Source organism: Flavobacterium sp., from assembly GCF_036741995.1.
GTDB lineage: Bacteria > Bacteroidota > Bacteroidia > Flavobacteriales > Flavobacteriaceae > Flavobacterium.
Map to the genome: position 1 here is coordinate 30,266 of NZ_DAINRG010000013.1, position 22,657 is coordinate 52,922.

22 protein-coding genes and 1 pseudogene are annotated in these 22,657 nt (G+C 37.9%); 10 read left to right on the top strand and 13 right to left on the bottom strand.

Annotated elements, in window-relative coordinates:
- Nucleotides 1–30: 30 nt before the first annotated feature.
- The 9 genes from V7D82_RS06280 to V7D82_RS06320 form a co-directional block, all read right to left on the bottom strand.
- A complete protein-coding gene (locus V7D82_RS06280; protein ID WP_333600122.1) occupies nt 31–2,529 on the bottom strand; it encodes a PIG-L family deacetylase in 2,499 nt (832 codons plus the stop codon).
- 101 nt (nt 2,530–2,630) lie between these two features.
- Nucleotides 2,631–3,011 carry a hypothetical protein gene (locus V7D82_RS06285; RefSeq protein WP_333600123.1) on the bottom strand — a complete coding sequence of 127 codons (381 nt, stop codon included), beginning with the start codon at nt 3,009–3,011 and terminating at the stop codon, nt 2,631–2,633.
- 258 nt (nt 3,012–3,269) lie between these two features.
- The gene (locus tag V7D82_RS06290; protein ID WP_333600124.1) at nt 3,270–3,737 is read right to left on the bottom strand and encodes a hypothetical protein; all 468 of its coding nucleotides are present in this window, start codon (nt 3,735–3,737) and stop codon (nt 3,270–3,272) included.
- Between the two features lie 162 nt (nt 3,738–3,899).
- Nucleotides 3,900–4,430: a mechanosensitive ion channel family protein gene (locus tag V7D82_RS06295; RefSeq protein ID WP_333600125.1), complete on the bottom strand. Its 531-nt coding sequence runs from the start codon at nt 4,428–4,430 to the stop codon at nt 3,900–3,902.
- 17 nt (nt 4,431–4,447) lie between these two features.
- A complete protein-coding gene (locus V7D82_RS06300) occupies nt 4,448–5,659 on the bottom strand; it encodes an AI-2E family transporter (RefSeq protein WP_333600126.1) in 1,212 nt (403 codons plus the stop codon).
- 41 nt (nt 5,660–5,700) lie between these two features.
- Complete coding sequence (locus tag V7D82_RS06305) at nt 5,701–6,285, bottom strand: Maf-like protein (RefSeq protein ID WP_333600127.1); 585 nt, start codon at nt 6,283–6,285, stop codon at nt 5,701–5,703.
- On the bottom strand, nt 6,278–7,204 hold the full coding sequence (locus tag V7D82_RS06310; protein WP_333600128.1) for a geranylgeranylglycerol-phosphate geranylgeranyltransferase: 927 nt from the start codon (nt 7,202–7,204) through the stop codon (nt 6,278–6,280). Before V7D82_RS06310 ends, V7D82_RS06305 begins: the two co-directional genes overlap by 8 nt.
- 43 nt (nt 7,205–7,247) lie before the next feature.
- A complete protein-coding gene (locus V7D82_RS06315; RefSeq protein WP_333600129.1) occupies nt 7,248–7,775 on the bottom strand; it encodes a KdsC family phosphatase in 528 nt (175 codons plus the stop codon).
- Nucleotides 7,759–8,520, bottom strand: a complete 762-nt coding sequence (locus V7D82_RS06320) for a Rossmann-like and DUF2520 domain-containing protein (RefSeq protein WP_333600130.1) — start codon at nt 8,518–8,520, stop codon at nt 7,759–7,761. Before V7D82_RS06320 ends, V7D82_RS06315 begins: the two co-directional genes overlap by 17 nt.
- Before the next feature lie 153 nt (nt 8,521–8,673).
- Here V7D82_RS06320 and ccsA point away from each other — a divergent pair, with 153 nt between their 5' ends.
- Both ccsA and V7D82_RS06330 read left to right on the top strand, forming a co-directional pair.
- Nucleotides 8,674–11,808: a cytochrome c biogenesis protein CcsA gene (ccsA, locus tag V7D82_RS06325; RefSeq protein ID WP_333600131.1), complete on the top strand. Its 3,135-nt coding sequence runs from the start codon at nt 8,674–8,676 to the stop codon at nt 11,806–11,808.
- A gap of 109 nt (nt 11,809–11,917) precedes the next feature.
- A complete protein-coding gene (locus V7D82_RS06330) occupies nt 11,918–12,169 on the top strand; it encodes a hypothetical protein (RefSeq protein ID WP_333600132.1) in 252 nt (83 codons plus the stop codon).
- A gap of 63 nt (nt 12,170–12,232) precedes the next feature.
- Here the strand turns inward: V7D82_RS06330 and V7D82_RS06335 are convergent, their stop codons facing one another.
- Nucleotides 12,233–13,021 (bottom strand): anti-sigma factor, encoded by a 789-nt coding sequence (locus V7D82_RS06335; RefSeq protein ID WP_333600133.1) that lies wholly within the window; start codon nt 13,019–13,021, stop codon nt 12,233–12,235.
- A complete protein-coding gene (locus V7D82_RS06340) occupies nt 13,022–13,552 on the bottom strand; it encodes an RNA polymerase sigma factor (protein WP_333600134.1) in 531 nt (176 codons plus the stop codon).
- 378 nt (nt 13,553–13,930) lie between these two features.
- Between V7D82_RS06340 and V7D82_RS06345 the strand changes: the two genes are divergently transcribed.
- Complete coding sequence (locus tag V7D82_RS06345; protein ID WP_333600144.1) at nt 13,931–14,536, top strand: glutathione peroxidase; 606 nt, start codon at nt 13,931–13,933, stop codon at nt 14,534–14,536.
- A gap of 182 nt (nt 14,537–14,718) precedes the next feature.
- Nucleotides 14,719–15,093 (top strand): hypothetical protein, encoded by a 375-nt coding sequence (locus V7D82_RS06350; RefSeq protein WP_333600135.1) that lies wholly within the window; start codon nt 14,719–14,721, stop codon nt 15,091–15,093.
- Between the two features lie 66 nt (nt 15,094–15,159).
- On the opposite strand, the gene V7D82_RS06355 is transcribed toward V7D82_RS06350, so the two are convergent.
- Nucleotides 15,160–15,660, bottom strand: a complete 501-nt coding sequence (locus tag V7D82_RS06355; RefSeq protein ID WP_333600136.1) for a GNAT family N-acetyltransferase — start codon at nt 15,658–15,660, stop codon at nt 15,160–15,162.
- A 73-nt stretch (nt 15,661–15,733) separates the two neighbouring features.
- Here V7D82_RS06355 and menD point away from each other — a divergent pair, with 73 nt between their 5' ends.
- From menD to efp, 6 genes are read left to right on the top strand one after another with little or no spacing between them, the layout of a single operon-like run.
- A complete protein-coding gene (gene menD, locus V7D82_RS06360; protein ID WP_333600137.1) occupies nt 15,734–17,395 on the top strand; it encodes a 2-succinyl-5-enolpyruvyl-6-hydroxy-3-cyclohexene-1-carboxylic-acid synthase in 1,662 nt (553 codons plus the stop codon).
- Nucleotides 17,396–17,425: 30 nt separating this feature from the next.
- Nucleotides 17,426–18,661 carry an HD domain-containing protein gene (locus V7D82_RS06365; RefSeq protein WP_333600138.1) on the top strand — a complete coding sequence of 412 codons (1,236 nt, stop codon included), beginning with the start codon at nt 17,426–17,428 and terminating at the stop codon, nt 18,659–18,661.
- Between the two features lie 33 nt (nt 18,662–18,694).
- The gene (gene lpxD, locus V7D82_RS06370) at nt 18,695–19,723 is read left to right on the top strand and encodes a UDP-3-O-(3-hydroxymyristoyl)glucosamine N-acyltransferase (RefSeq protein ID WP_333600139.1); all 1,029 of its coding nucleotides are present in this window, start codon (nt 18,695–18,697) and stop codon (nt 19,721–19,723) included.
- A 51-nt stretch (nt 19,724–19,774) separates the two neighbouring features.
- Nucleotides 19,775–21,163, top strand: coding sequence for a bifunctional UDP-3-O-[3-hydroxymyristoyl] N-acetylglucosamine deacetylase/3-hydroxyacyl-ACP dehydratase (locus V7D82_RS06375; RefSeq protein WP_333600140.1), 1,389 nt, complete (start codon nt 19,775–19,777; stop codon nt 21,161–21,163).
- Nucleotides 21,164–21,174: 11 nt separating this feature from the next.
- On the top strand, nt 21,175–21,960 hold the full coding sequence (gene lpxA, locus V7D82_RS06380; protein ID WP_333600141.1) for an acyl-ACP--UDP-N-acetylglucosamine O-acyltransferase: 786 nt from the start codon (nt 21,175–21,177) through the stop codon (nt 21,958–21,960).
- Between the two features lie 46 nt (nt 21,961–22,006).
- Nucleotides 22,007–22,573: an elongation factor P gene (gene efp, locus V7D82_RS06385; protein ID WP_333600142.1), complete on the top strand. Its 567-nt coding sequence runs from the start codon at nt 22,007–22,009 to the stop codon at nt 22,571–22,573.
- Nucleotides 22,574–22,590: 17 nt separating this feature from the next.
- Here the strand turns inward: efp and V7D82_RS13810 are convergent.
- Nucleotides 22,591–22,657: pseudogene (locus V7D82_RS13810) on the bottom strand (elongation factor P); the annotation flags it as partial.

A 22,657-nucleotide genomic window follows, 5' to 3' on the forward strand; every position in this document is an offset into this window, starting at 1 on the left:
TTTTTCCAAGATGATTTTTTTGTTTCCATATTATTTCCCGATTGCTATCATGTTGGCTAGTAATCTAAACGCTCCCGGCACGCCTTCTGGCAATTCACGGAAGAAACTTAGTCCTGTATAAATGTAATTTCCTTTGCCGTATTTGGCAATTAGTAAAGCGCCGTCTTTTGGTTTTTCGCCTTTGTCGTTGGCCGAAAGAATAGGAGTGAAGTTCTTATCCCATTCGTTAGGATAATTCAAACCTTGCTCTTGTTTCCAGCCTTTGAAATCCTCGGCGGTGATTTTATTCGGATAATTTAAAACTTGATTGTCAGGAGCCAAAAAGCGCACTTCAGCATTTTCTTCCGTCACCCGATCTTTAGAAATTTTCAATGAAAACGGCGCTATGTCTTTGGTAACCAAATCATCCGTAGTGTTGTATTGTACTATCATCGTTTTGCCGTTTTTGACAAAATCTAACAGGGTTTGCTGTTTGAAAGCCAATGCATTCAACACATTGTAAGCGCGTATTCCGGTCATTACAACATCAAATTCTTCTAATTTTTCTGCCGAGATTTCTTCCGGTTTTAGTATGGTAACTTCGTATCCCATTTGCGCCAGGCTTTTTGGTACTTCATCACCCACGCCCATGATGTAGGCAATTTTTTCGTTTTTGGTTTTAATTTTTAAGCGAATGCCTTTGGCTTCAGCCGATTTTAAAATCATTTGCTTGTAAATGTGTGGATAGTTAATGTCAATTTTGTTTTGGTCATAGGTTTTTCCATCAATGGTTACGATGCTTTTGATATTGATTTCGCTGGCTTCTTTGGATGGAGCAACACTAAAAACCGCCAAAACTTCCTGTCCTTTTTTGTCAATGCTAAACGGAATTTCTGTTGGTGAAACCTCCCAGTTTTCGGGAACTTCTAATTTCACATTTCCGGTGATGTTGTCTTTTCCGGCTTTTACTTTTACGGTTATCGTTTTGTCTCTGTCGTTGTTGAAAATATAAACTTTCTCAGCAATAGCAGATGTTGCCACCGGAACAATATCCAGCGGTTGATAAACTTCACCTTTAACGTCGTCATTGTATTTGTACACCACGTTTCTGTCAAAAGGAATCACAACGCCATTGATTTCAATGATAAAAGTAACTTTCACTTGGCGAATGATATCGGGTTTTCCAATGTTTTGTTGATCATCCACGCGGTACATTCCAACGGTTCCTTTTTGGTTTAACCAATAAGCATTGGTGTAATCCATGTTGTCAGGCAATTCAAGCTCAATAGTTTTAGTAATCGGTTTGTTGTTCAACAGCGGAGTGATTTGTTGCGTATTCATCGAATTAGGAAAAGTCACCATCGTATTCCAGTTGATGGTTGCATTGCTTCTGTTGGTCGCTTCCAATTTGACTTTCACAGTGCTTCCCGGCGTGGCTTCCTGATTGTCAGTCACAGCTTCTAGATACAAACCGGCACAACCGGCAATGATTTTTTTAATTTCTTCCGATTTGATGGATTTCCAATGGGTATCTTCTAGTTTTTGAATTAAATCATAGGCTTTCACCAGCTCCGAAATGCTAGCGGCTGGATTTTTGAAATCAAAGTTTTTCTCTACTGCCGAAAGAATATCGCCAATAGCTTTGCCGTTTTTTACACGATTCCAAGTGGTATCAATACCATCGAAAAGATTGGTTTTGTTTTTGGGTGCTTCTCCTTTTAAGAATTCTAAATATTCCTCTTCTTCGCCACGAGTTCCGGTAGAACCAAAGCCTTGAGATTGATGGCGACTGCGACTCAAGGCTGCAATTTCCTGATTGGATTTGCCTAAAGATTGGTAATAGGTTCCGATTTTTAGATTGATTAAATTAGTTTTATCGGCAGCATCAAACTTTTCTTTGCTTCCGTAAAACCACCAGGAAGTGTTGAAAAACAAGCGTTTGGGTTGCCATGTCGATACGTATTGCAATTGATTTGCAAAAACATTGGCATCATTCACTTTGTCAAAAGCTTCAAAACTCAACATAGCCGAAGAGGTATGATGTCCGTGAGTAGTTCCTGGCGAACGATGGTCGAAACGATTGATGATGACGTCGGGTTGGAATTTTCGGATGACCCAAATGACATCGCTAAGAACTTGATCTTTATCCCAAATCTGCAAAGTTTCATCAGGATTTTTGGAAAAACCAAAATCATTGGCACGGGAAAAGAACTGTTCACCACCGTCTATTTTTCGGGCTTCGATGAGCTCTTGTGTACGAATGACTCCCAGTTGTTCGCGCAATTCGGAGCCAATGAGGTTTTGTCCGCCATCACCGCGCGTTAACGATAAATAGCCGGTTTGGGCTTTGATATCATTGGATAAATAAGCAATGAGTCGCGTGTTTTCATCGTCGGGATGTGCAGCGATATAAAGAACTGAGCCTAGGAAGTTCAGTTTTTGTATTTGATTGTATAACTCAATAGCATTGGGTTTTTGAGGCTGTTGTGCCCAACCCAACTGAAAGGTAAGAAGTAAAAAGAGAACAGATACTGAATAAAGCTTTTGCATTTTCTAATCTTTAGGGGTGCAATAGCTTCAAATATAAGGATTAAATAAAAAAGTGAGTTTTAATTATTTTGATTTTAACTAAATCATAATCAAATAAAGGTTTACTCGCCGTTCATAGTAGCATAGGCAAATCTGCCTTTGGAATTGTAAGGGTATATCTTTTTATGCAACAAAATGAGTTGAAAGGGATTCTCATCGTCATAATTGGTTATGCTCACATGCGCTTTGTTGTATAATGAATAGCCACCATAATTCTCAGGAAGTTCGGGAGCAGTAGTCCAATTGCCTTTTTCTTTGTAATAATAAACCATTTTCAAATTATCGAAATAGGCTTCTATATTTGGAAAGTAATAATACCGCAGGTAGCAGTTGGTTTTGGAATCCATAGGTAATGATTCTTTTTTTATTGCAGTTTCCTGAGAATGGATGCTGTTGGATATCAGTGCAATAAACAGGGCGAAAGTAATTTTAGTCGTTTTCATGTTTTTGTAGATTTGGGATTAACAAAAATATCGAGCGGCATTTTTAATAATAATCTATTGCAAATATATACAAAGAATCACTCATAAATCCGCTAAAGAAACCATATTATCGATGAAATACGCTTTTTTAATAAAAAATTAAGAATTATAGTATTTTAATTAATTGACTATTAGTGTTTTAACCGGCAGCTAATTTGGCTAAAAAGTAAAAAGGCAAGGAGTAACTCCCTGCCTTTGCTTATAGTGGTATTTTAAAGATTATTTCTTTCCGTGGCCTTTACCATTTCCGTTTCCATGACCTTTGCCATTTCCTTTCCAGTTTCCATTTCCTTTCCAATTGCCATTGTGGTTTCCGTTATCGTGACCATTGTTTTTCCATTTTTTACCAACATATTTGACTCTGTGTTCTTTGTAAAAAACATAAGGAGTTCTTCCATGGTAATCAGTCAAATATACGGTTTGTCCATGATATAAGTCGTATCCTCTGTAACGAGCCGGAAGAACCGCTGTACGAGTCCAGACCCCATTTCTCATGTAAATATAGCGACGTGCTGGAACATCATAATAAGTTTGAATATCAGGAAGATAATAATACTCTACTTCCACAGGAGCTGCTGGAGCCCACACAGGAGGTGTTCCTAGATTGACATTCACTGAAACTTGTGCCTTACTGCTTACTGTAGCCGCAAAGAGTGCTACCAGTAAAAATAATTTTGTTGTTCTCATAATACATTCTTTTAATTTAATTCTCTCTTTCCTTCTGTTTTTTGTAAAGAAAGAAAGTCATTAGATTAGACAATAATTTTGTTAGTATTGTTAAGTCAAAATTAGCTTGTCGGGTATAGAAATGTGTTACAGAATTTTTTCTATGATTTACATAATTAACCGTTAATCGGTAAATTCAGTGTCCTCGAACTTGGGTTTGATGATAGAAATTCCCTTTTGCAGCAAGAGGTTGTTAGGATAAGTAATGCGTTCCCCTTTGTCGGTTTTTAAGTAAATATGAAACGCTTTGATGTCTTCGATTTCGGCTTGAATGGGAAAATCTTTATCATGCACTTTGATAATATCACCAATTCTAAACGGAAAAAAGAAAAATAAAATAATGCCCGAAGTGATATTGCTAAGAATTGACCATTGGGCAAACATGGCCACACCAACGACAGTCGTAACAGATGACAAAGTGAAAAGAATATCCTTTTTTTGAACGCCCCAAATTACAATAAGTCCCAAAAGCGCCAGAATACTGATTAATAGATGAATGTATTTGATTACCAAATTCGTTCTGTGCTCCATAATAGAAGACAGCTTAGCATACCGACGAATTAGTTTAGCCACCACAATTCTCAGGAAAATGATAATAGCTAAAAGTATTCCTGTGGCAATCACTTCTTTGGTGAATTCTGAGAAGAAACTCATGTTTTACTGAAAATATGTTAATTCTTTTGATTATCGGTCTTGTCAATTGGATTGACTTCGTTGTTGTTTTCGGGTGTGATTTCCTCAGGAGTATCCGTACTGAAATTAATGGTTGTTGTCGAATTATTGTAATTATACATCGGAATTCTGATTTTGTGCCATTCAAATGTTTTTGGTAAATCATCGCCCATCAAATAACCCCAGGGCTCCAGAGCTTCAATGCGGTCAAAGATTACCTTTAATATGGCAATAATCGGTATGGCTAAAAACATTCCGGTAATTCCGCCCAGGACATTTCCAATAATTATTCCCACAATAGAAACCAAGGCATTAATCTGCACTTTTGAATTGACAAACAGAGGCACCAATATATTGTTATCAATGAGCTGTACCACAACATTCACGGCAATTACGCCAACAATAATTGACAAATCTGTTGAACCGGATAATGATACTACTATACTCAAAGCACCCGCAAACAGTATGCCGATATAAGGAACCAAATTCAGTATTCCGGTTATGATGCCGAGTAAAATGAAATATTGCACTCCTATAAAATATAAGCCAATCGTTGTTAAAACCGAAACGGCTACCATTTCAAACAGCAAGCCTACCACATAACTTTGTACGGCTACTTTGATTTCAATCAGGATTTCCTGCAGTTTTTTATGATGCTGTGGTTTGTATAATTTGATTAAAAAAGTGATGAATAAATTTTGATACAATAAAAACAGGAAAGTATAAATGGGAATCAACGTCAGATTCAATACAATATCGGTAAACGAACTAATGGTACTGCCCACGATTTCTTTGCCCGAATTTAAGCTGTCTATTTTGGCATTTTTAATAATTTGATTTTGCTCTCTTTTGCTCAAATTAAAATTGTCTCTAATCAGTTGTTGAAAATGCTCAAAATGATAGTAAAAATTGTTTTTTATTTTGCCCCAATCATTAGCCATGTCACTAACCTGAAGTGAAATAAAATAAAAGATTCCGAGAAAAATCAAGACAAATAATACAATGGCAAAGACCACAGCGATAAAATGCGGAAAGCGGAGTTTTTGAATTAAAAACTTAACGACTGGCCGAAGAATAATGGCAAATAGGAGGGAGAGCAGTATAGGAAAAATGATGTCTTGGCCTAAATATAATATGGTTATGATTCCAATTAAACACAGTAGTAAGGCTGCCAATTTAATGTAGAATGGAAATTTCACGGTTTCTGTCATAACGATTTATTTTTAGTAAAGTTAATTCATTCCGAGCGCTTTTACTTATAATTCTTCAAATACTGGTATACTTTTTCGGTGGGTAAGCCAACAACATTGGTGTAGGAACCGTCAATTTTAGTAATGCCAACCAATCCTATCCATTCCTGAATGCCATAGGCTCCGGCTTTGTCAAAAGGTTGGTAGTTTTCTAAATAATAGTGAATGGCCTCTTCAGTGAGTTCGTTGAAGGTTACTCGGGTTACTTCAAAAATAGTCTCAGTTTTGTGTATGGTTTTAAAGCAAACCGAAGTAATGACTTCATGAGTTTGATTGGAAAGCGATTTTAATATCTCGACAGCATCCTTATAATCTTTAGGTTTGCCCAGGGCTTTGTTGTTAAGCCAAACAATGGTGTCACTGGTTATTAATAACTCATTTTCTTTGATTTCGCTGTCAAAAGCATTGGCCTTCAATTCTGCTAAATAATTAGTGATTTCAACGCCTTGTAGGTTTTCCGGATATACTTCTTCAATGTCTTTTAACCGAATTTCAAAAGTTAACCCCAGGTCTTTCAAAAACTGTTGTCTTCTGGGAGAACCCGAAGCTAGGATGATTTTATAATTTTTTAGTTTTTCGCTAAGCACGATATATAATATTTAAGTTAATCACCAAAATAGAAACAATTCCAAAGAAAATAACCCATTTCAAAACGTTACTCAACAAACGAAAGTCTTTTTTCGCGTCAGCGTTCCATATCTTAACGATAAAGAAAATCATAGGACCAACAATAAACAACAAACCATAAACGGTAGCGTAGTATAGTTTGGAATCCATCAGATTGGCATTGATATACCACAACAAAATCACCGTGGCTAGTATACCCAAAACCGAAGCTACTTTCGCTGTTCTGCTCACACCAAGTGCAATAGGCAAAGTACTCATTCCTTGATTGTAATCGCCATCAACATCTTGCATGTCTTTAACGATTTCCCTGATGAAATTAAGGATGAACGCAAACACGGCATAATCAATTAAGATGGAAAAAATGACTCTCATTTCATCTCGATTTCCATCATAAATGGCAGGCAATAAATCAAAAACACCAATAATCAAAACACTGGATGAAAGGACCAGAGCCACTATGATATTTCCCACCAACAGCATTTGTTTCAAGCTGGTCGCATACAAATACAATGTCGCAGCAATCACAATAAAAATAGCAGCAAAGCTTGGCTTCTGTATCACATTCGATAAATAAAAACCAATCCCAACCCCAATAATATTGAGTCCCACATAAATGTTATAGGCTCTTCCTTCTGAAATTTCTTTGCCAATAATTACGCTGTTAGGTCTGTTTTCAGTATCCGTTTCCTGATCCATAATGTCATTGATGACATAACCGGCTGCCGCAATTAAAACGGTTGACAACACCAGTAATCCGTATTGCCACTCGTTTAAGGAAAGGAAGATATTCTGGAACTTTAAAAAACCATAACGGATCATCAACTGCATAAAAGCCAGCAAGAGTAAATTTTGGAAACGTATTAATTTAAGGTATTTCATTTTAGTGTTAATTCGGTTATTCGTTGATTGGGTTAATGGGCTGCTAATCGTGTTTTCCGTTATAGTAGAGATGCCATTTGCCTTGTACTTTCATTACCTGTTCAATCATCTCACGAACGGCGCCTCTACCGCCTTTTTTATGGGATATGTATTTGGAAATGGCTTTGATTTCCGGACTCGCATCTTGCGGACAAACCGGCAAACCTACCAATTGCATCACATGATAATCGGGGATGTCATCGCCCATATACAGCACTTGTTCCGGATTGATATTGTACAATTCGACATACTCATTGAACGTAGCTACTTTGTCGGGGGAAGCCAAATGAATATCGGTTATTCCGAGATTTCTCAAGCGAATGCGAACGCCTTCATTATTACCACCCGAAATGATGCAAACATTATAACCACTTTCGATAGCGGCTTTCATGGCAAATCCATCACGAATATTCATAATACGCAGCATTTCTCCGGTTGGTGTCACATGTACTGTACTATCCGTCAAAACACCATCCACGTCAAAAATAAACGTAGAAATGTTGTTTAGTATTTCTTTATAGCTTTTTCCCATTATCGATAATTGATTTTGTTAGTAGTTTATAGATTTCTTTTTGATGTTCGTCTGTCAAAAATGACAAATGCGCATTGATGGTTTCTGTATCTTGTCGCTTGGCCGGCCCTGTTTGTGCTTCTTTTGGCGAAAGTGTCAAAATTTTGTGGGCTGTTTCCTGAATCAGGGGCTTTAAAATTTCAAAATCTAATTTGTTTTCGGTACAAATATCCTGACCCATTTGATACAAATGATTGACAAAATTAGATACGAAAACCGCTGCGACATGCAAGGCTTTGCGTTGCTCCGAATTGACTTTGTAACTCACATTTGAAATTGATTCCGCTAACGTTTCGAGCATTTTAAAATCTGTAGCCTCTTCGGTTTCCAGGCAAATCGGAATGACTTTAAAATCTACGGCTTTTGATTTGGAAAAAGTTTGCAGCGGATAAAAAACACCTCTTCGGTTTTTAGCACTCAATCCTTCCATGGCAACACTTCCGGAAGTATGAGCGACCAACTGGTGCTCCAACGGAATCTGATTGGAAACCTCAGCAATAGCGTTATCAGTAACGGCAATAATGATGGCATCAACGGTTTGGAGTTTGCTGAAATCAGAGATGATTTTAGCCGCAGGAACTAAATCTGAAACCGCTTTGGGTTGTCTTGAAAACACCTGAACCAGCTCCACTGCAGCAGTTTTACTAAACGCCTGAATTAAATGCTGGGCCACATTTCCGGAACCAATTATCGTCACTCGAATCATGTGGCTAAATTATCGAAAAATACTTTTATTTTTTATTTTAAATAAAAGAAATACCGAACTCTTAAAAAAGTATTAAAACCCAAAATAAATGAAGTCTAAATCTATTTATTTACGCTATTTTTGTACGACTTTTTTAAAAAAATATTCCACCTCATGGAAAAAAAAATATACTCGATTTTATTCTCTACACGATTGATGGCTATTTTGTTTTTGGGTTTTGCAGTAGCCATGGCCACCGGAACCTTCATTGAAAGCAAATACAATACCGATACAGCCCGGATTTGGATATACAACTCCTGGTGGTTTGAAGCCATTATGTTGTTTTTCGTAATTAATTTTATTGGCAATATCAAACGTTACCAATTGTATAAAAAAGAAAAATGGGCAACACTCTTGCTGCATTTGTCTTTCATCTTCATTATTTCCGGGGCTTTTATCACGCGTTATATTAGTTATGAAGGCATGATGCCCATACGCGAAGGTGCAACATCCAACCAGGTTTTCTCTGATAAATGCTATTTAACCGTTTTTGTGGATGGCATGTATCAAGGTGAATTGAAAAGAAGAATTTTTGAAAAACCTATGTTATTGTCACCAGTGACCAATAATTATTTTTCTATTGATGAAATGTTTGCGGAGACTCCGTTTGACATTGAATACAAAGACTTTGTTTTAGATGCCAAAGAAACCGTCAAGGAAGAGGCTAAAGGCGATGTGTATTTGAAATTAGTGGAATCAGGCGATGGCATGCGACACGAGCACATGCTGAAAGAAGGCGAAGTTCAGGACATTCACAATGTGCTGTTTGCAGTAAACAAATTCACGAAAGGCGCTATCAATATTGATACGAACAACAATACCATTACCTCACCATTCGAAGGACAATTCATGCGAATGGCTGATAAACTACAAGGAAAGGTTGCTAAAGATTCGGTACAGCCATTGATGTACCGTTCGTTATATAATGTTGGCGGAACGCAATTCGTAATTCCGGATGCGCCTAAAAAAGGGGTGAAAACCTTTGAGCCTAGCGGTAATTTTAAAGCCAAAAACGGTAACGATGCGTTAGTGGTAACAATTCATTCAGGCAATAAAACTGAAGAAGTTACCTTAGTAGGTTCCAAAGGAAAACAAGGCGAACCGAAAGTTATCAAAGTTGGTAATTTAGAGTTTACACTAAGTTACGGAAGTAAGGTTTATACTTTACCGTTCAGCATCAAACTGAATGATTTCTTGGCTCAAAAATATCCGGGAACCGAAAAGAGTTTCTCGTCGTTTGAGAGTAAAGTTACCGTTCAGGATTCAACCAAAAAGTTTGATGCCCGCATTTATATGAATCATATTTTAGATCACAAAGGGTTCCGCTTTTTCCAGGCTTCTTTTGATCCGGATGAAAAAGGAACCGTACTTTCGGTAAACCACGATTTCTGGGGAACTACTATAACTTACATTGGTTACTTCCTGCTGTTCTTCTGTTTGATGGCCATTATGTTTGTTAAAAAATCTCGCTTTGCCGACTTGAAACGAAAACTGGAAACCGTAAAAAAGAAAAAAGCCAAACTTCTTTCCATACTGATTCTGTTGCTGTCGTTTAATGGGTTTGCCCAAAATCACGGCAATCATAACGGTGGTTTGCCAACCCAAAAGCAAATCGATTCGATTTTAAACAAATACAAAGTTTCCGAAAAACACGCCGCACAGTTTGGCCGATTAGTCATTCAGGATGATGGCGGAAGAATGAAACCTATCAATACCTTTTCTTCGGAATTACTGCGAAAAGTGAGTCACAGCGATACTTATAAAGGAATGAATTCCGATCAGGCATTTATCTCGATGACGCAATTCCCAACCGTTTGGTTTGAAACACCATTGATTTATATCAAAAGCGGTAATGACAGCATTCGTAAAATATTGGGCATCAAATCGGATGCGAAGTATGCTACGTTCCGTTCCTGTTTTGATGACAGAGGGAATTATAAATTGTCACCTTATTTAGATGAAGCCTATAAAACGGCCAATCCAAATCAATTCGAAAAGGATTTTGTAGAAACAGATAAAAAAGTAAACCTGCTGAATGCGGCTTTGAGCGGAAAGATTCTGAGAATTTTCCCGATTCCGAACGACAGTAACAACAAATGGGTTTCGTTCTTAGAAGCCGGGCATCCTACCGGAACCGCTTTGGACACTATCAAAAATGCCTTGCCGGTTTATTTAGACGCTTTGATGAAAGCGACTCAAAACAACAACTACACCATGGCCAATACCTATTTGGTTGGAATGGAAAACTACCAAAAGAAATTTGGGAAAGCCGTGCGTCCATCGGATGAAAAGATCAATTACGAGATTTTGTATAACAAATACGATGTCTTCCAAAAGTTGCCTTATTGGTATTTAACCATTGCTGCTTTGATGATGCTGTTTACCATTATTCAAATTTTTAAAGAGCGAAAGTGGCTTTCTGTCACCGTCAATGGTTTGCATGTTGTGGTCGGATTGCTGTTTGCCTTGCATACGGTAGGATTAATTGCCCGTTGGTATATTTCGGGGCATGCGCCTTGGAGTAACGCTTATGAGGCTATCGTTTATGTGGCTTGGTCAACCATGTTCTTTGGTTTGGCTTTCGACAGAAAATCAAAATTAACCGTGGCTTCCTGTGCCTTTGTTACCGCCATGATTTTGACCGCAGCTTACGCCAATTGGATAGATCCGGAAATAGCCAACCTACAGCCGGTACTGAATTCGTATTGGTTGATGATACACGTAGCCGTAATTGTGGCAAGTTATGGCCCTTTTGCTTTAGGTGCTATATTGGGATTTGTTTCGCTGGTATTGATATTCTTTACTAATAAAAAGAACAAAGCCAAAATGGAATTGAACATCAAAGAGATTACCTATATCAATGAAATGGCATTAACTATAGGGTTAATCATGTTGACAATTGGTAACTTCTTAGGTGGGCAGTGGGCCAATGAAAGCTGGGGTAGGTATTGGGGTTGGGATCCAAAAGAAACCTGGGCCTTAATCAGTATTATGGTCTATGCTTTTGTGATTCACGCTCGTTTTGTACCCTCGTTGCGAAATAAATGGTTGTTTAACTTAATGAGTATGTATGCCTTTGTGTCGATTTTGTTTACCTATTACGGTGTGAATTTCCATTTGGTAGGACTGCATTCCTATGCTAGTGGCGAAGCTAAATCCCTGAGTTGGATTTGGTACACCTTGGGAAGCATGTCCTTAATAGGTGCCCTAGCATATCCGAGTTATAGAAAGCATTATAAAAAGAAATAAAAAAAGTCCTGAGCAATCGGGACTTTTTTAGTAAACAGAAACAATCCCACTGTTTTAACCGTTTCCGCCAGTAACGCAGCCTCTTCCGCTGCCGGAATACACCAAGAAGATGGCGGAACGCAGTAAGAAGGTGGCGGAAAACAGCAAGAAGGTGGCGGAACGCAGTAAGAAGGTGGCGGAAAACAACAAGAAGGTGGCGGAAAACAGTAAGAAAGTGACGGAAAACAACAAGAAGGTGGCGGAATACAGTAAGAAGGTGGCGGAATACAGTAAGAAGATGGCGGAAGACAGTAAGAAGATGGCGGAACACAGTAAGAAGGTGACGGAATACAGTAAGAAGGTAGTGCCAATCAGTTTATAGAATTTTGATTAAACTAAAAAAGTCCCGATTGCTCGGGACTTTTTGTTGATTATTGGGTTTAATTTATACTTTTCCCAAAGTATAGAGTTGTTCCATGGTTGGTGTAGCACTTCCGCCGGCTGGTTCCAGTGTGATACCGAAAGCTTCTGCATCACCTGTTTTTTCAACAGCGAATAGTTTGTTTGAATTGCTTTTGAAATTCGCCAAGAGTCCGATGCTGGTTGGTGTTAACTGGGGTTGCAGTTTTAAGGACCAAATTTGATATACTTTGCCTTCCGGTGGTTCCGGTAATCCGCTGGCATCTACATATACTAATTGGGTTTGCTTATTCCAATAGATTTTGGCTTTAGCAGTTGGTGCCGCCGCTTGACCACCCAAAGCTACCACTGTATTGTTTTCGTCCCGAATGACATTTAAGGCGGTTTCGGTGTTTTTGTTTTTGGTTTCTAAAACCACTACCGTTTGCTGCAGGTATTCTTTTTCTTTTTTGGTGGTTTCAATTTGTTCTTTGCTGTCATTCAGTTTTGAATATTGAAAACCAATACCAAGTAACAAGACAATAGATGCTGCCCAGCCAATATAGGTTGCCGTATTGCTTCGCGATTTGAAATCAACCACCTTACCGTGTTTGAGTTCCAGTCGGGCTTTGATTTTCTCAAATTGACTATGAGAAATAAAAGGGGCAAAGCTGCTCGAAAGGTTGATAATAGCCTTTTCGATAGAGAGAATTTCTTCTTTGATTTCGGGATTTTTGTTGGCCATAGCATTTACTTCGTCGTTCTCCGATTCGGTAAGTAAACCATAAACATACAATTCTAAAATTCCGGATTCTATATAGTCTTTAGTTTCCATTTATACTTTTAAAAAATTTCGTAGGTCGTTCATGCACATTCTGTTTTGGGTCTTTACAGTTCCTAAAGGAATGGCTAATTCCTCTGACGCTTCCTGTTGCGTGTATCCTTTGAAGAACAGCAAGTCAATGATTTGAATGCACTTTGGTTTTAGTTTTTTTACAAATTCTCTAATACCTATAGTATCTATTCGGCTCGTTAGCTTATTACTGTCATCCAACAGATGTACGAAATTATCAGCCGAGAGGTTTTTTTTGCTGTTGTTAAAACCTTTCGAACGCAGTTTATCGATAGAAGTATTTCGGGCAATGTTGAGCATCCAGGTGTACAATCTTCCTTTGCTTTGGTTGTAAGTATCGATGTTTTTCCAAATTTTCACAAAAACTTCCTGAAGCACATCTTCGGCTTCTTCGCGGTCACTGATCAAATTGGTTATGATGCTGAAAAGGCTTTTGGAATACATATCATATAACTGAGTGAATGCCCTTTCTTCCTTCCTTAATAATAAGGGTAATAGTTCTTCTTGTGTCATACGATTAGGTTTTAGTTTATAAATTTAAAGAAACTTACTGAAAAGAAAGCAATAAAAAAAAGTAAAAACTGGTTTGCTGGCTCTTTTTGCGCCTCATCCTCAATGAATTTGAATAAATACTGTCTTTTTTTTAACAAAACTTTATTATTTGTTTAAGGGGGAAAAAGCTTTTTGTTGATGTTATCTAAGTAAGAGTTAGGGAAAGAATCTGCTATGAGATTGTTTCATTTTGTTTGGTTGGTAGAAAATAATTTTTCTATTATGTTTTGTTGGGAGCTCAGCGATTGATTTAGTCGCTGAGCTCTTTTTAATAAAACTTTAGGAATTGTATAACAGCAAACCAATCAATATTGACTAATTTTATAAAAAAAATTAATGATGAGAAGATTTTTAATACTTAGTTGCGGAGTATTACTCCTTTGGAGTTGCCAAAACAATGCGCAAACAAAATCGGTTGAGCCAACCACAAAAAAAAATAGTACAATGAATACAGAAACAAAAACAGAAACGATTTACCAGTTTAAGGTAACGGATTTATATGGAAAAGAATTTGACTTTGCCTCTCTTAGAGGGAAGAAAGTTTTAATTGTCAACACCGCTTCAGAGTGTGGATTGACACCACAATACAAAGACTTGGAAGCGATTTATGAAAAATACAAAGACAAAAACTTTGTCATTGTTGGGTTTCCGGCCAATAACTTTGGTTCTCAAGAACCGGGTAGCAACGAACAAATTGCCAAATTCTGTCAATTGAATTACGGAGTGACTTTCCCGATGATGAGTAAAATTTCGGTAAAAGGAGAGGACAAAAACGAAGTATATCAATTTTTAACCGAAAAAAACCGAAATGGTTTGCAGGACAGTGAAGTAGAATGGAATTTCCAAAAATACTTAATCAACGAACAAGGCGAATTGGTTAAAGTGTTATCACCAAGAGTATTGCCAACCGATGCGGCCATAGTAGGCTGGATTAACGGAAAATAGAACAAATAGCTTTTATAGAGACAAAGCCCGATGGAGAAATTCATCGGGTTTTTTGTTTTGATTCTATCGACGAACGTCACACCCCTCGTGATTTAAAGAGTTTTTTATCCTTTCAACGATTTTTAAATTCAAACTCGAGTATAGTTAATAGCTTTGATGTATTAAAAGCCACAATAAGTATTATGAAAAATATATTCAACCCCGCCTATAGACAAGATTACTTAGACGGATATACAAGCGGACTCAATCCTTATATTGACAGTATTGAGGACACCACTGAAGCTTATGCTTTTGGATTTGAACAAGGAAGAGTAGAATATGAACGATTAAACGGAAGAATCATCTACGGAATTCCTCAATTAATTGTAACGAACAAAGTACTGGAAGATTTCCTCTTAGCCGGAATGTTAGGCATGGATATCGATGCAGATGATTATACTGCTTTCCAGATTGATGTCATTCAGAAATGGTACCAGAGCGGCGTAGAAAAATACAATCCAAGCCAAAGCAGCTATATCTTAGCTTTATTAGAAGAGAACGGTATCGATATAATATAATTTACAAAATGACTAACCCGTCACTTTATAACCTGATGAAGTTCATCAGGTTTTTTTATGTCGATTTTATTCCAACATCAATTGCATAAACTGGCTATGCAGCCAACGGTCAAACTTAAAGCCGGTTTCTTTGATAACGGCAACTGTTTTAAAACCAAACTTCTCATGAAATGCCACACTGTCTTGGTTCTCGGAATCAATCACGGCAATCATGGTATGAAGCTTTTGCTTTTTGGCTAACCCAATAAGGCTTTCCATAATAACTTTACCAATGCCTTTCCCGTGTTCATTTGGCAGCACATAAACAGAATGCTCAACAGTATATTTATAAGCTTCGCGAAACCGAAATTCACTGTAATATCCAAAACCAACAATGCGCTCCTCCATAGTGGCAACAATCACCGGAAATCCTTTGCTGAGTTTGTCTTCAAAAATGGCTAGTTGTTGCTCAAAGGTGCGCTGCGTGTAATCATACAAAGCTGTTGAATTTACAATGTAGTAATTCAGGATGGCCACAATGGTTTCCACATCTTCGGGTTTGTAGGGTCTTATTTCTATTTTAGCCATATCAGAATTAAAAGTTAAATGTAAAAAATAACTTTGAACCTTTGTACCTTTGTTACTTTGAAACTTAAAATAAATGATTTATCCCAAAATACCTCTGGCACAAAGCATCATCGAGATATGCCATGCCAAAGGAGTTCACGATATAATAATTTCCCCCGGTTCCCGAAACGCTCCGTTAACTATTGGATTTACCAACAATCCTAATTTTCGTTGCTATAGTATTGCTGACGAACGTTGTGCTGCTTTTTTTGCTTTGGGGATTGCCCAACAAACCCAGAAACCGGTTGCCGTAGTTTGTACTTCGGGCTCGGCGTTGCTGAATTACTATCCGGCTTTGGCGGAAGCTTTTTACAGTCAGATTCCGTTTGTGGTTATTTCTGCCGACAGGCCTTTTGACAAAATCGATATTGGCGACGGGCAAACCATTCGCCAGGAAAATGTCTTTCAGAATCACTCTTTGTATAATGCTAATCTGTTGGATGAAGCTTCTGAAGAAAACGATGTGTTTATCAACGAAGCTATCAATGTAGCCATTGCTTATAAAGGCCCAGTGCATATTAATGTACCATTTGAAGAACCGTTATATGAAACAACTAACAAACTTTCTGTTGACTTCAATGTGACGAGTTTGTTTAAAGTCCATCGAACAGTTAGAGTCGAAGATATTATTGCTTTTTCAACCTTGTGGAATCACAGTCAGAAGGTATTGGTCTTGGTAGGTGAGTGCTTCCCCAATTCAATTGAACAAAAATGGATTGACCAACTCGCAGCATTGCCTTCCGTAGTGGTGATGACAGAAACCACATCGAATTTGCATCATCCGTCGTTTATCAATAACATAGATAATTTGATTACGCCTTTTTCGGTAAAGGAATTCACTGAACTACAACCTCGAATTTTAATCACCTTTGGCGGCATGATAGTGTCAAAAAGAGTCAAAGCTTTTCTCAGAAAATACAAACCCAGACATCATTGGCATATAGATGAACTCAGAGCGTATGATACTTTTGGTATTTTGACCAAACATTTTCATGTGCATCCGAATCAGTTTTTTAAACAGTTTTTGCCTTTTGTCAAAAATGTAGAAAGCGATTATAAAGCGAAGTTCGAAGCTATTCATCAGTTGCGAAAAGCGAAACACAAGGATTATTTGTCCAAAGTAGCGTTTTCCGATTTGAAAGTTTTTGAAGCGATACTGTCCGGTTTGCCAAAAGATATTCAGTTGCAAATCAGCAACAGTGCGGCGGTTCGTTATGCGCAGTTATTTGATATCGATCCTTCGATTGAAGTTTTCTGCAATCGCGGCACCAGCGGCATTGACGGAAGTACATCAACAGCCATCGGAGCTGCCGTTGGCAGTCCTAAACCAACTGTTTTGATTACCGGTGATGTTAGTTTCTTATACGATAGCAATGCGCTTTGGAACAATTACATCCCAAAGAATTTTAAAATCATTTTGGTAAACAATGGAGGAGGAGGAATCTTCAGAATATTGCCGGGGCATCAGGAAAATGAAACGTTTAACACTTATTTCGAAACCTCGCATTGCTTAACGGCAGAGCATTTAGCCAAAATGTATCGCTTTGAGTATGTTACCGCCAGCGATGAGAAATCGTTAACCAAAGGATTGAAACAATTGTTTGCCCAAAACGACCAACCTGTCATTCTGGAAGTATTTACGCCAACCCGTGAAAACGACAAACTGTTAAAACAATATTTCAAGGAATTAGTATAAATTGATACATTTACGAAAACCGATCGCACTGTGAGCCACACCAATAAACTAAAAATATTCAACGATCCGATTTACGGATTTATTACCATTCCCAATTCTTTGGTGTATGATTTAATTCAGCATCCTTATTTTCAGCGGTTGCGCCGCATTTCGCAAATGGGTTTGTCTTACTTGGTCTATCCCGGTGCGCATCATACCCGTTTTCACCATGCGCTTGGCGCGATGCACATGATGCAGAAAGCGGTGGAAGTATTGCGATTTAAGGAAGTGATTATCTCTAAAGAAGAAGAAAACGCCTTGTATATTGCCATTCTTTTGCACGACATTGGTCACAGCCCTTTTTCACACGCCATGGAACACAGCATAGTGGAAGAAGTCAATCACGAAGCCATTTCGTTGTTGTTTATGAATAAATTAAACGAAGAATTTAAGGGTCAATTAAGTTTAGCCATACAGGTTTTCAAAGGAGAATACCATCGCAAATTCATGCTGCAGTTGATTTCAAGTCAATTGGATATGGACCGAATGGATTATCTGAAACGCGATAGTTTTTATTCCGGTGTGGCAGAAGGCAATATCAATTCCGATCGCTTAATTCAAATGATGAACGTGGTAGATGATGTTTTGGTGATGGAAGAAAAAGGGATTTATTCGATAGAAAAATTCCTGATGGCGCGACGTTTGATGTATTGGCAGGCCTATTTACACAAAACAAGTCTGGTAGCCGAATTGACTTTGACCAAAACCCTGCAACGAGCAAAAGAGTTATTGCACAGAGGCGTTGCCATAGAATGCAGTCGGCCACTGATGTACTTTATGAAGCACAAAGTTACGTTAGAAAATTTCTCCAATACTGATTTAGATACTTTTGCACAATTAGATGATTTTGATATTGTTAGCGCTTTAAAAAATTGGCAGTATCATCAAGATTTTATTCTGAGTAGTTTGAGTAAAATGATTATCAACAGGGATTTGTCCAAAGTAAAACTCAACAGCGAAAAATTCCCAAAAGAAGTGTTGGAAGAAATGACAGCGCGCTTCATTAAAGAGCATAATATTACCCAACAAGAAGCTAAATACTTTATCTTTAAAGGAAAAATAAAAAACCAGGCCTACAGTAAAGACGCGGAACCAATTCGGATTTTGAAGAAAGACCGAACTATTGAAGATGTAGTGGAAGCTTCTGACCAATTGAATTTGAAAGCCTTGTCAAAACCGGTGACCAAGTATTTTATCTGTTTTCCAAAACTACTGGCCGAAAATTAACATTAAAATTGATTTTTTTATACTTTTGTGGCGATGAAATTTACAGCAGCTCAAATAGCAGGAATTCTGGAAGGCGAAGTAGTAGGCAATCCCAATGCCGAAGTTTTCAAACTAGCCAAGATAGAAGAAGGAACTGAAGGTTCGCTAACGTTTTTAGCCAACCCCAAGTATGCTAATTTCATTTACACTACCGAAGCGACCATTACCATTGTTAATCACACTTTTGAACCGGAAGGCGAAATTAAAACTACCCTGATTAAAGTGGAAGATGCTTATCAGTCGTTTTCTAAATTGCTGGAGTATTACAATCAGGTAAAGTTAATGAAGTCAGGCATTGAACAGCCTTCGGTGATTTCTGAGAATGTTACGTATGGTGAAAATCTGTATTTAGGAAGCTTCAGCTATGTCGGTAAAAATGTAGTGATTGGTGATAATGTAAAGATTTACCCGAATTCCTTTATTGGCGACAATGTCACTATTGGCGATAACACCATCTTGTTTGCCGGTGTGAAAATATATTCAGAATCGGTGATTGGTGCCAATTGTACTATGCATTCCGGTGCTATTATTGGTTCGGACGGATTTGGATTTGCACCAACAGAAGCCGGAACATTCAACAAAATTCCACAAATCGGAAATGTTATCCTGGAAGATTATGTAGATGTTGGCGCTTGCACCACTATTGACAGAGCCACATTGGGTTCTACCATCATCAGAAAAGGAGTAAAGCTTGATAATCATATTCAGATTGCCCACAATGTTGAAATCGGAGAGCATACCGTTATAGCAGCTCAAACCGGAGTGGCAGGTTCTACTAAAATAGGAAATCATTGCCTGATTGGCGGACAGGTAGGTATTGCAGGTCATTTGACTATTGGCAACAATGTACGCGTTCAGGCTCAATCCGGTATCGGAAAAAACATAGCCGATGGAGAAACCATACAAGGCTCGCCGGCATTTAATTATGGTGATTACAGCAAGTCTTATGTTCATTTCAGAAACTTGCCAAAGATTGTGGCCGATATAGAAGAATTAAAAAAGAATCATACACCCGAAGCGTAGCCGAATTGTTTGGAGCGCAGCGGAATAAAACTAAACTTAAATAGCATATCCATGGTTAAACAAAAAACCATCCAAAACGAGATTTCGCTTACGGGCGTTGGACTTCACACGGGAAAAGAAGTCAAAATGACTTTCAAACCGGCACCGGTGAATAACGGTTATACTTTTGTTAGAGTAGATTTAGAAGGAAGTCCTATCATCGAGGCGGATGCCAATTATGTTGTCAATACACAAAGAGGAACGAACCTTGAGAAATTAGGTGTAAAAATTCAAACTTCAGAGCATGTGCTTGCTGCTTTTGTTGGTTGCGATGTAGATAATGTTATCATCGAATTAAACGAATCAGAGCCGCCAATTATGGATGGTTCTTCTAAGTTTTTTGTAGAAGCTATAGAAAAAGCAGGAGTGGTTGAACAAGATGCTATCCGTAACTATTATGTGGTGAAAGAAGTCATTTCTTTTACCGATGAAGCTACCGGAAGTGAGATCTTGGTAATGCCTGCCGATGATTATCAAGTGACTGCCATGGTTGATTTTGGTACCAAAGTATTAGGTACTCAAAATGCAACGATGAAGAATATTTCAGAATTCAAAACTGAAATTTCAGATTCGCGTACGTTTAGTTTTTTACACGAATTGGAAACGTTACTAGATAACGGATTAATCAAAGGTGGTGATTTGAACAATGCTATTGTTTATGTAGACAAAGAGATTTCTCCAAAAACCATGGAGAATTTGAAAGTAGCTTTTGGCAAAGACCATATTTCGGTAAAACCAAACGGAATTTTAGACAACCTTACGTTGCATTATCCAAACGAAGCGGCACGTCACAAATTGCTTGATGTGGTTGGTGATTTAGCTTTAGTAGGAACTCGTATCAAAGGAAAAGTGATTGCCAACAAACCAGGGCATTATGTAAATACTCAGTTTGCCAAAAAGCTGTCTAAAATCATTAAAATTGAACAAAGAAATCAAATTCCGGTGTATGACTTACACAAGGAACCTTTGATGGATATTAATAAAATCATGGCCATGCTGCCACATCGACCACCCTTTTTGTTGGTAGATAAAATCATTGAAATGTCGGAGGAACATGTGGTAGGATTGAAAAATGTAACGATGAATGAAGATTTCTTTATCGGACATTTTCCGGGAGCACCAGTTATGCCTGGCGTTTTAATAGTAGAGGCTATGGCACAAACCGGAGGGATTTTGATTTTGAGCTCTGTTCCGGATCCTGAAAATTATTTGACTTATTTCATGAAAATTGACAATGTAAAATTCAAGCACAAAGTATTGCCTGGAGATACATTGGTATTCAAATGCGATTTAATTTCTCCAATAAGAAGAGGTATTTGCCACATGCAAGCCAACGCTTATGCCAATGGAAAATTAGTAGCCGAAGCCGAATTAATGGCGCAAATAGCCAAAAAGAACTAAACCATTACTGTATGAATCAACCGTTAGCTTATGTACATCCGGGCGCGAAAATCGCTAAGAATGTCGTTATAGAACCTTTTACTACCATTCATAACAATGTCGTTATTGGCGACGGAACGTGGATTGGTTCCAATGTAACCATTATGGAAGGGGCCCGAATTGGAAAAAATTGTAATATTTTCCCGGGAGCCGTTATTGCTGCTGTGCCACAGGATTTGAAATTTGGAGGAGAAGAATCACTTGCGGTAATTGGCGACAATGTTACTATAAGAGAGTGTGTTACGATTAATAGAGGAACCATTGCTTCTGGCCAAACAAAAGTTGGAAACAACTGTCTAATCATGGCAACGGCGCACATTGCACACGATTGTCATATTGGTGATAATGCCATTATTGTAAATGGTGTTGCTTTAGCCGGACATGTAATTGTGGGGAACTACGCCATCATTGGAGGGTTAGCCGCTATTCATCAATTCATTCATATTGGTGATCACGCTATGATTTCAGGTGGTTCCTTGGTTCGTAAAGACGTTCCGCCTTATACTAAAGCGGCAAAAGAACCACTTTCGTATGTGGGTATCAATTCCGTTGGATTGAGAAGAAGAGGATTTACATCGGACAAGATTAGAGAGATTCAGGATATTTACAGAATTCTGTACCAAAAAAATTATAACACTTCTCAGGCAATGGGAATCATAGAAGCTGAAATGGCGGCCTCTCCAGAGCGAGATGAGATTCTGGATTTCATCCGAAACTCGTCAAGAGGGATTATGAAAGGCTACTCGGGGTCTTATTAACAACAAACAAATAAACGAATAACCACATTAACAAATAAATAGTACAATGGCATCTACATCAGATATTAGAAACGGATTATGCATTAAGTTCAATCACGATATTTATAAAATCATCGAATTCCTTCACGTAAAACCTGGAAAAGGACCAGCTTTCGTTAGAACCAAATTAAAATCATTGACTAACGGAAAAGTATTGGATAACACCTTTTCGGCCGGACACAAAATTGATACAGTTAGAGTGGAAACTCAGAATTTTCAATATTTATATGCAGAAGGTGATCAATTTCATTTTATGAATGTAGAGACTTATGAGCAAATCACTTTGAACAAAGATATCCTTGATGCGCCGGATTTATTGAAAGAAGGAACCAACGTTATGGTTCAGATTAATACCGAAACGGAATTACCACTTTCGGTTGATATGCCTTCTTCAATTGTTTTAGAGGTGACTTATGCAGAACCAGGCGTAAAAGGAAACACAGCAACCAACGCTACTAAACCGGCAAAAGTAGAAACCGGAGCTTCTGTAAACGTGCCTTTGTTTATCAACGAAGGAGACAAAATCAAAATTGATACGGCTACCGGTTCATACATGGAACGTGTAAAAGAATAGTTTTGAAAATTTCAAAACTATTCTTTTACACGTTTCATGTATGAACCGGTAGCCGTATCAATTTTGATTTTGTCTCCTTCGTTG

What these genes read in the sequence shown, in the direction of transcription:
- V7D82_RS06335 (WP_333600133.1), bottom strand. Translation starts at nt 13,021, where the DNA reads ATGGAAACTAAAGACTATATAGAATCCGGAATTTTAGAATTGTATGTT.
- V7D82_RS06350 (WP_333600135.1), top strand. Translation starts at nt 14,719, where the DNA reads ATGAAAAATATATTCAACCCCGCCTATAGACAAGATTACTTAGACGGA.
- V7D82_RS06340 (WP_333600134.1), bottom strand. Translation starts at nt 13,552, where the DNA reads ATGACACAAGAAGAACTATTACCCTTATTATTAAGGAAGGAAGAAAGG.
- lpxA (WP_333600141.1), top strand. Translation starts at nt 21,175, where the DNA reads ATGAATCAACCGTTAGCTTATGTACATCCGGGCGCGAAAATCGCTAAG.
- V7D82_RS06375 (WP_333600140.1), top strand. Translation starts at nt 19,775, where the DNA reads ATGGTTAAACAAAAAACCATCCAAAACGAGATTTCGCTTACGGGCGTT.
- V7D82_RS06320 (WP_333600130.1), bottom strand. Translation starts at nt 8,520, where the DNA reads ATGATTCGAGTGACGATAATTGGTTCCGGAAATGTGGCCCAGCATTTA.
- V7D82_RS06355 (WP_333600136.1), bottom strand. Translation starts at nt 15,660, where the DNA reads ATGGCTAAAATAGAAATAAGACCCTACAAACCCGAAGATGTGGAAACC.
- ccsA (WP_333600131.1), top strand. Translation starts at nt 8,674, where the DNA reads ATGGAAAAAAAAATATACTCGATTTTATTCTCTACACGATTGATGGCT.
- lpxD (WP_333600139.1), top strand. Translation starts at nt 18,695, where the DNA reads ATGAAATTTACAGCAGCTCAAATAGCAGGAATTCTGGAAGGCGAAGTA.
- menD (WP_333600137.1), top strand. Translation starts at nt 15,734, where the DNA reads ATGATTTATCCCAAAATACCTCTGGCACAAAGCATCATCGAGATATGC.
- V7D82_RS06345 (WP_333600144.1), top strand. Translation starts at nt 13,931, where the DNA reads ATGAGAAGATTTTTAATACTTAGTTGCGGAGTATTACTCCTTTGGAGT.
- V7D82_RS06280 (WP_333600122.1), bottom strand. Translation starts at nt 2,529, where the DNA reads ATGCAAAAGCTTTATTCAGTATCTGTTCTCTTTTTACTTCTTACCTTT.
- V7D82_RS06315 (WP_333600129.1), bottom strand. Translation starts at nt 7,775, where the DNA reads ATGGGAAAAAGCTATAAAGAAATACTAAACAACATTTCTACGTTTATT.
- V7D82_RS06295 (WP_333600125.1), bottom strand. Translation starts at nt 4,430, where the DNA reads ATGAGTTTCTTCTCAGAATTCACCAAAGAAGTGATTGCCACAGGAATA.
- V7D82_RS06285 (WP_333600123.1), bottom strand. Translation starts at nt 3,011, where the DNA reads ATGAAAACGACTAAAATTACTTTCGCCCTGTTTATTGCACTGATATCC.
- V7D82_RS06300 (WP_333600126.1), bottom strand. Translation starts at nt 5,659, where the DNA reads ATGACAGAAACCGTGAAATTTCCATTCTACATTAAATTGGCAGCCTTA.
- efp (WP_333600142.1), top strand. Translation starts at nt 22,007, where the DNA reads ATGGCATCTACATCAGATATTAGAAACGGATTATGCATTAAGTTCAAT.
- V7D82_RS06310 (WP_333600128.1), bottom strand. Translation starts at nt 7,204, where the DNA reads ATGAAATACCTTAAATTAATACGTTTCCAAAATTTACTCTTGCTGGCT.
- V7D82_RS06290 (WP_333600124.1), bottom strand. Translation starts at nt 3,737, where the DNA reads ATGAGAACAACAAAATTATTTTTACTGGTAGCACTCTTTGCGGCTACA.
- V7D82_RS06330 (WP_333600132.1), top strand. Translation starts at nt 11,918, where the DNA reads ATGGCGGAACGCAGTAAGAAGGTGGCGGAAAACAGCAAGAAGGTGGCG.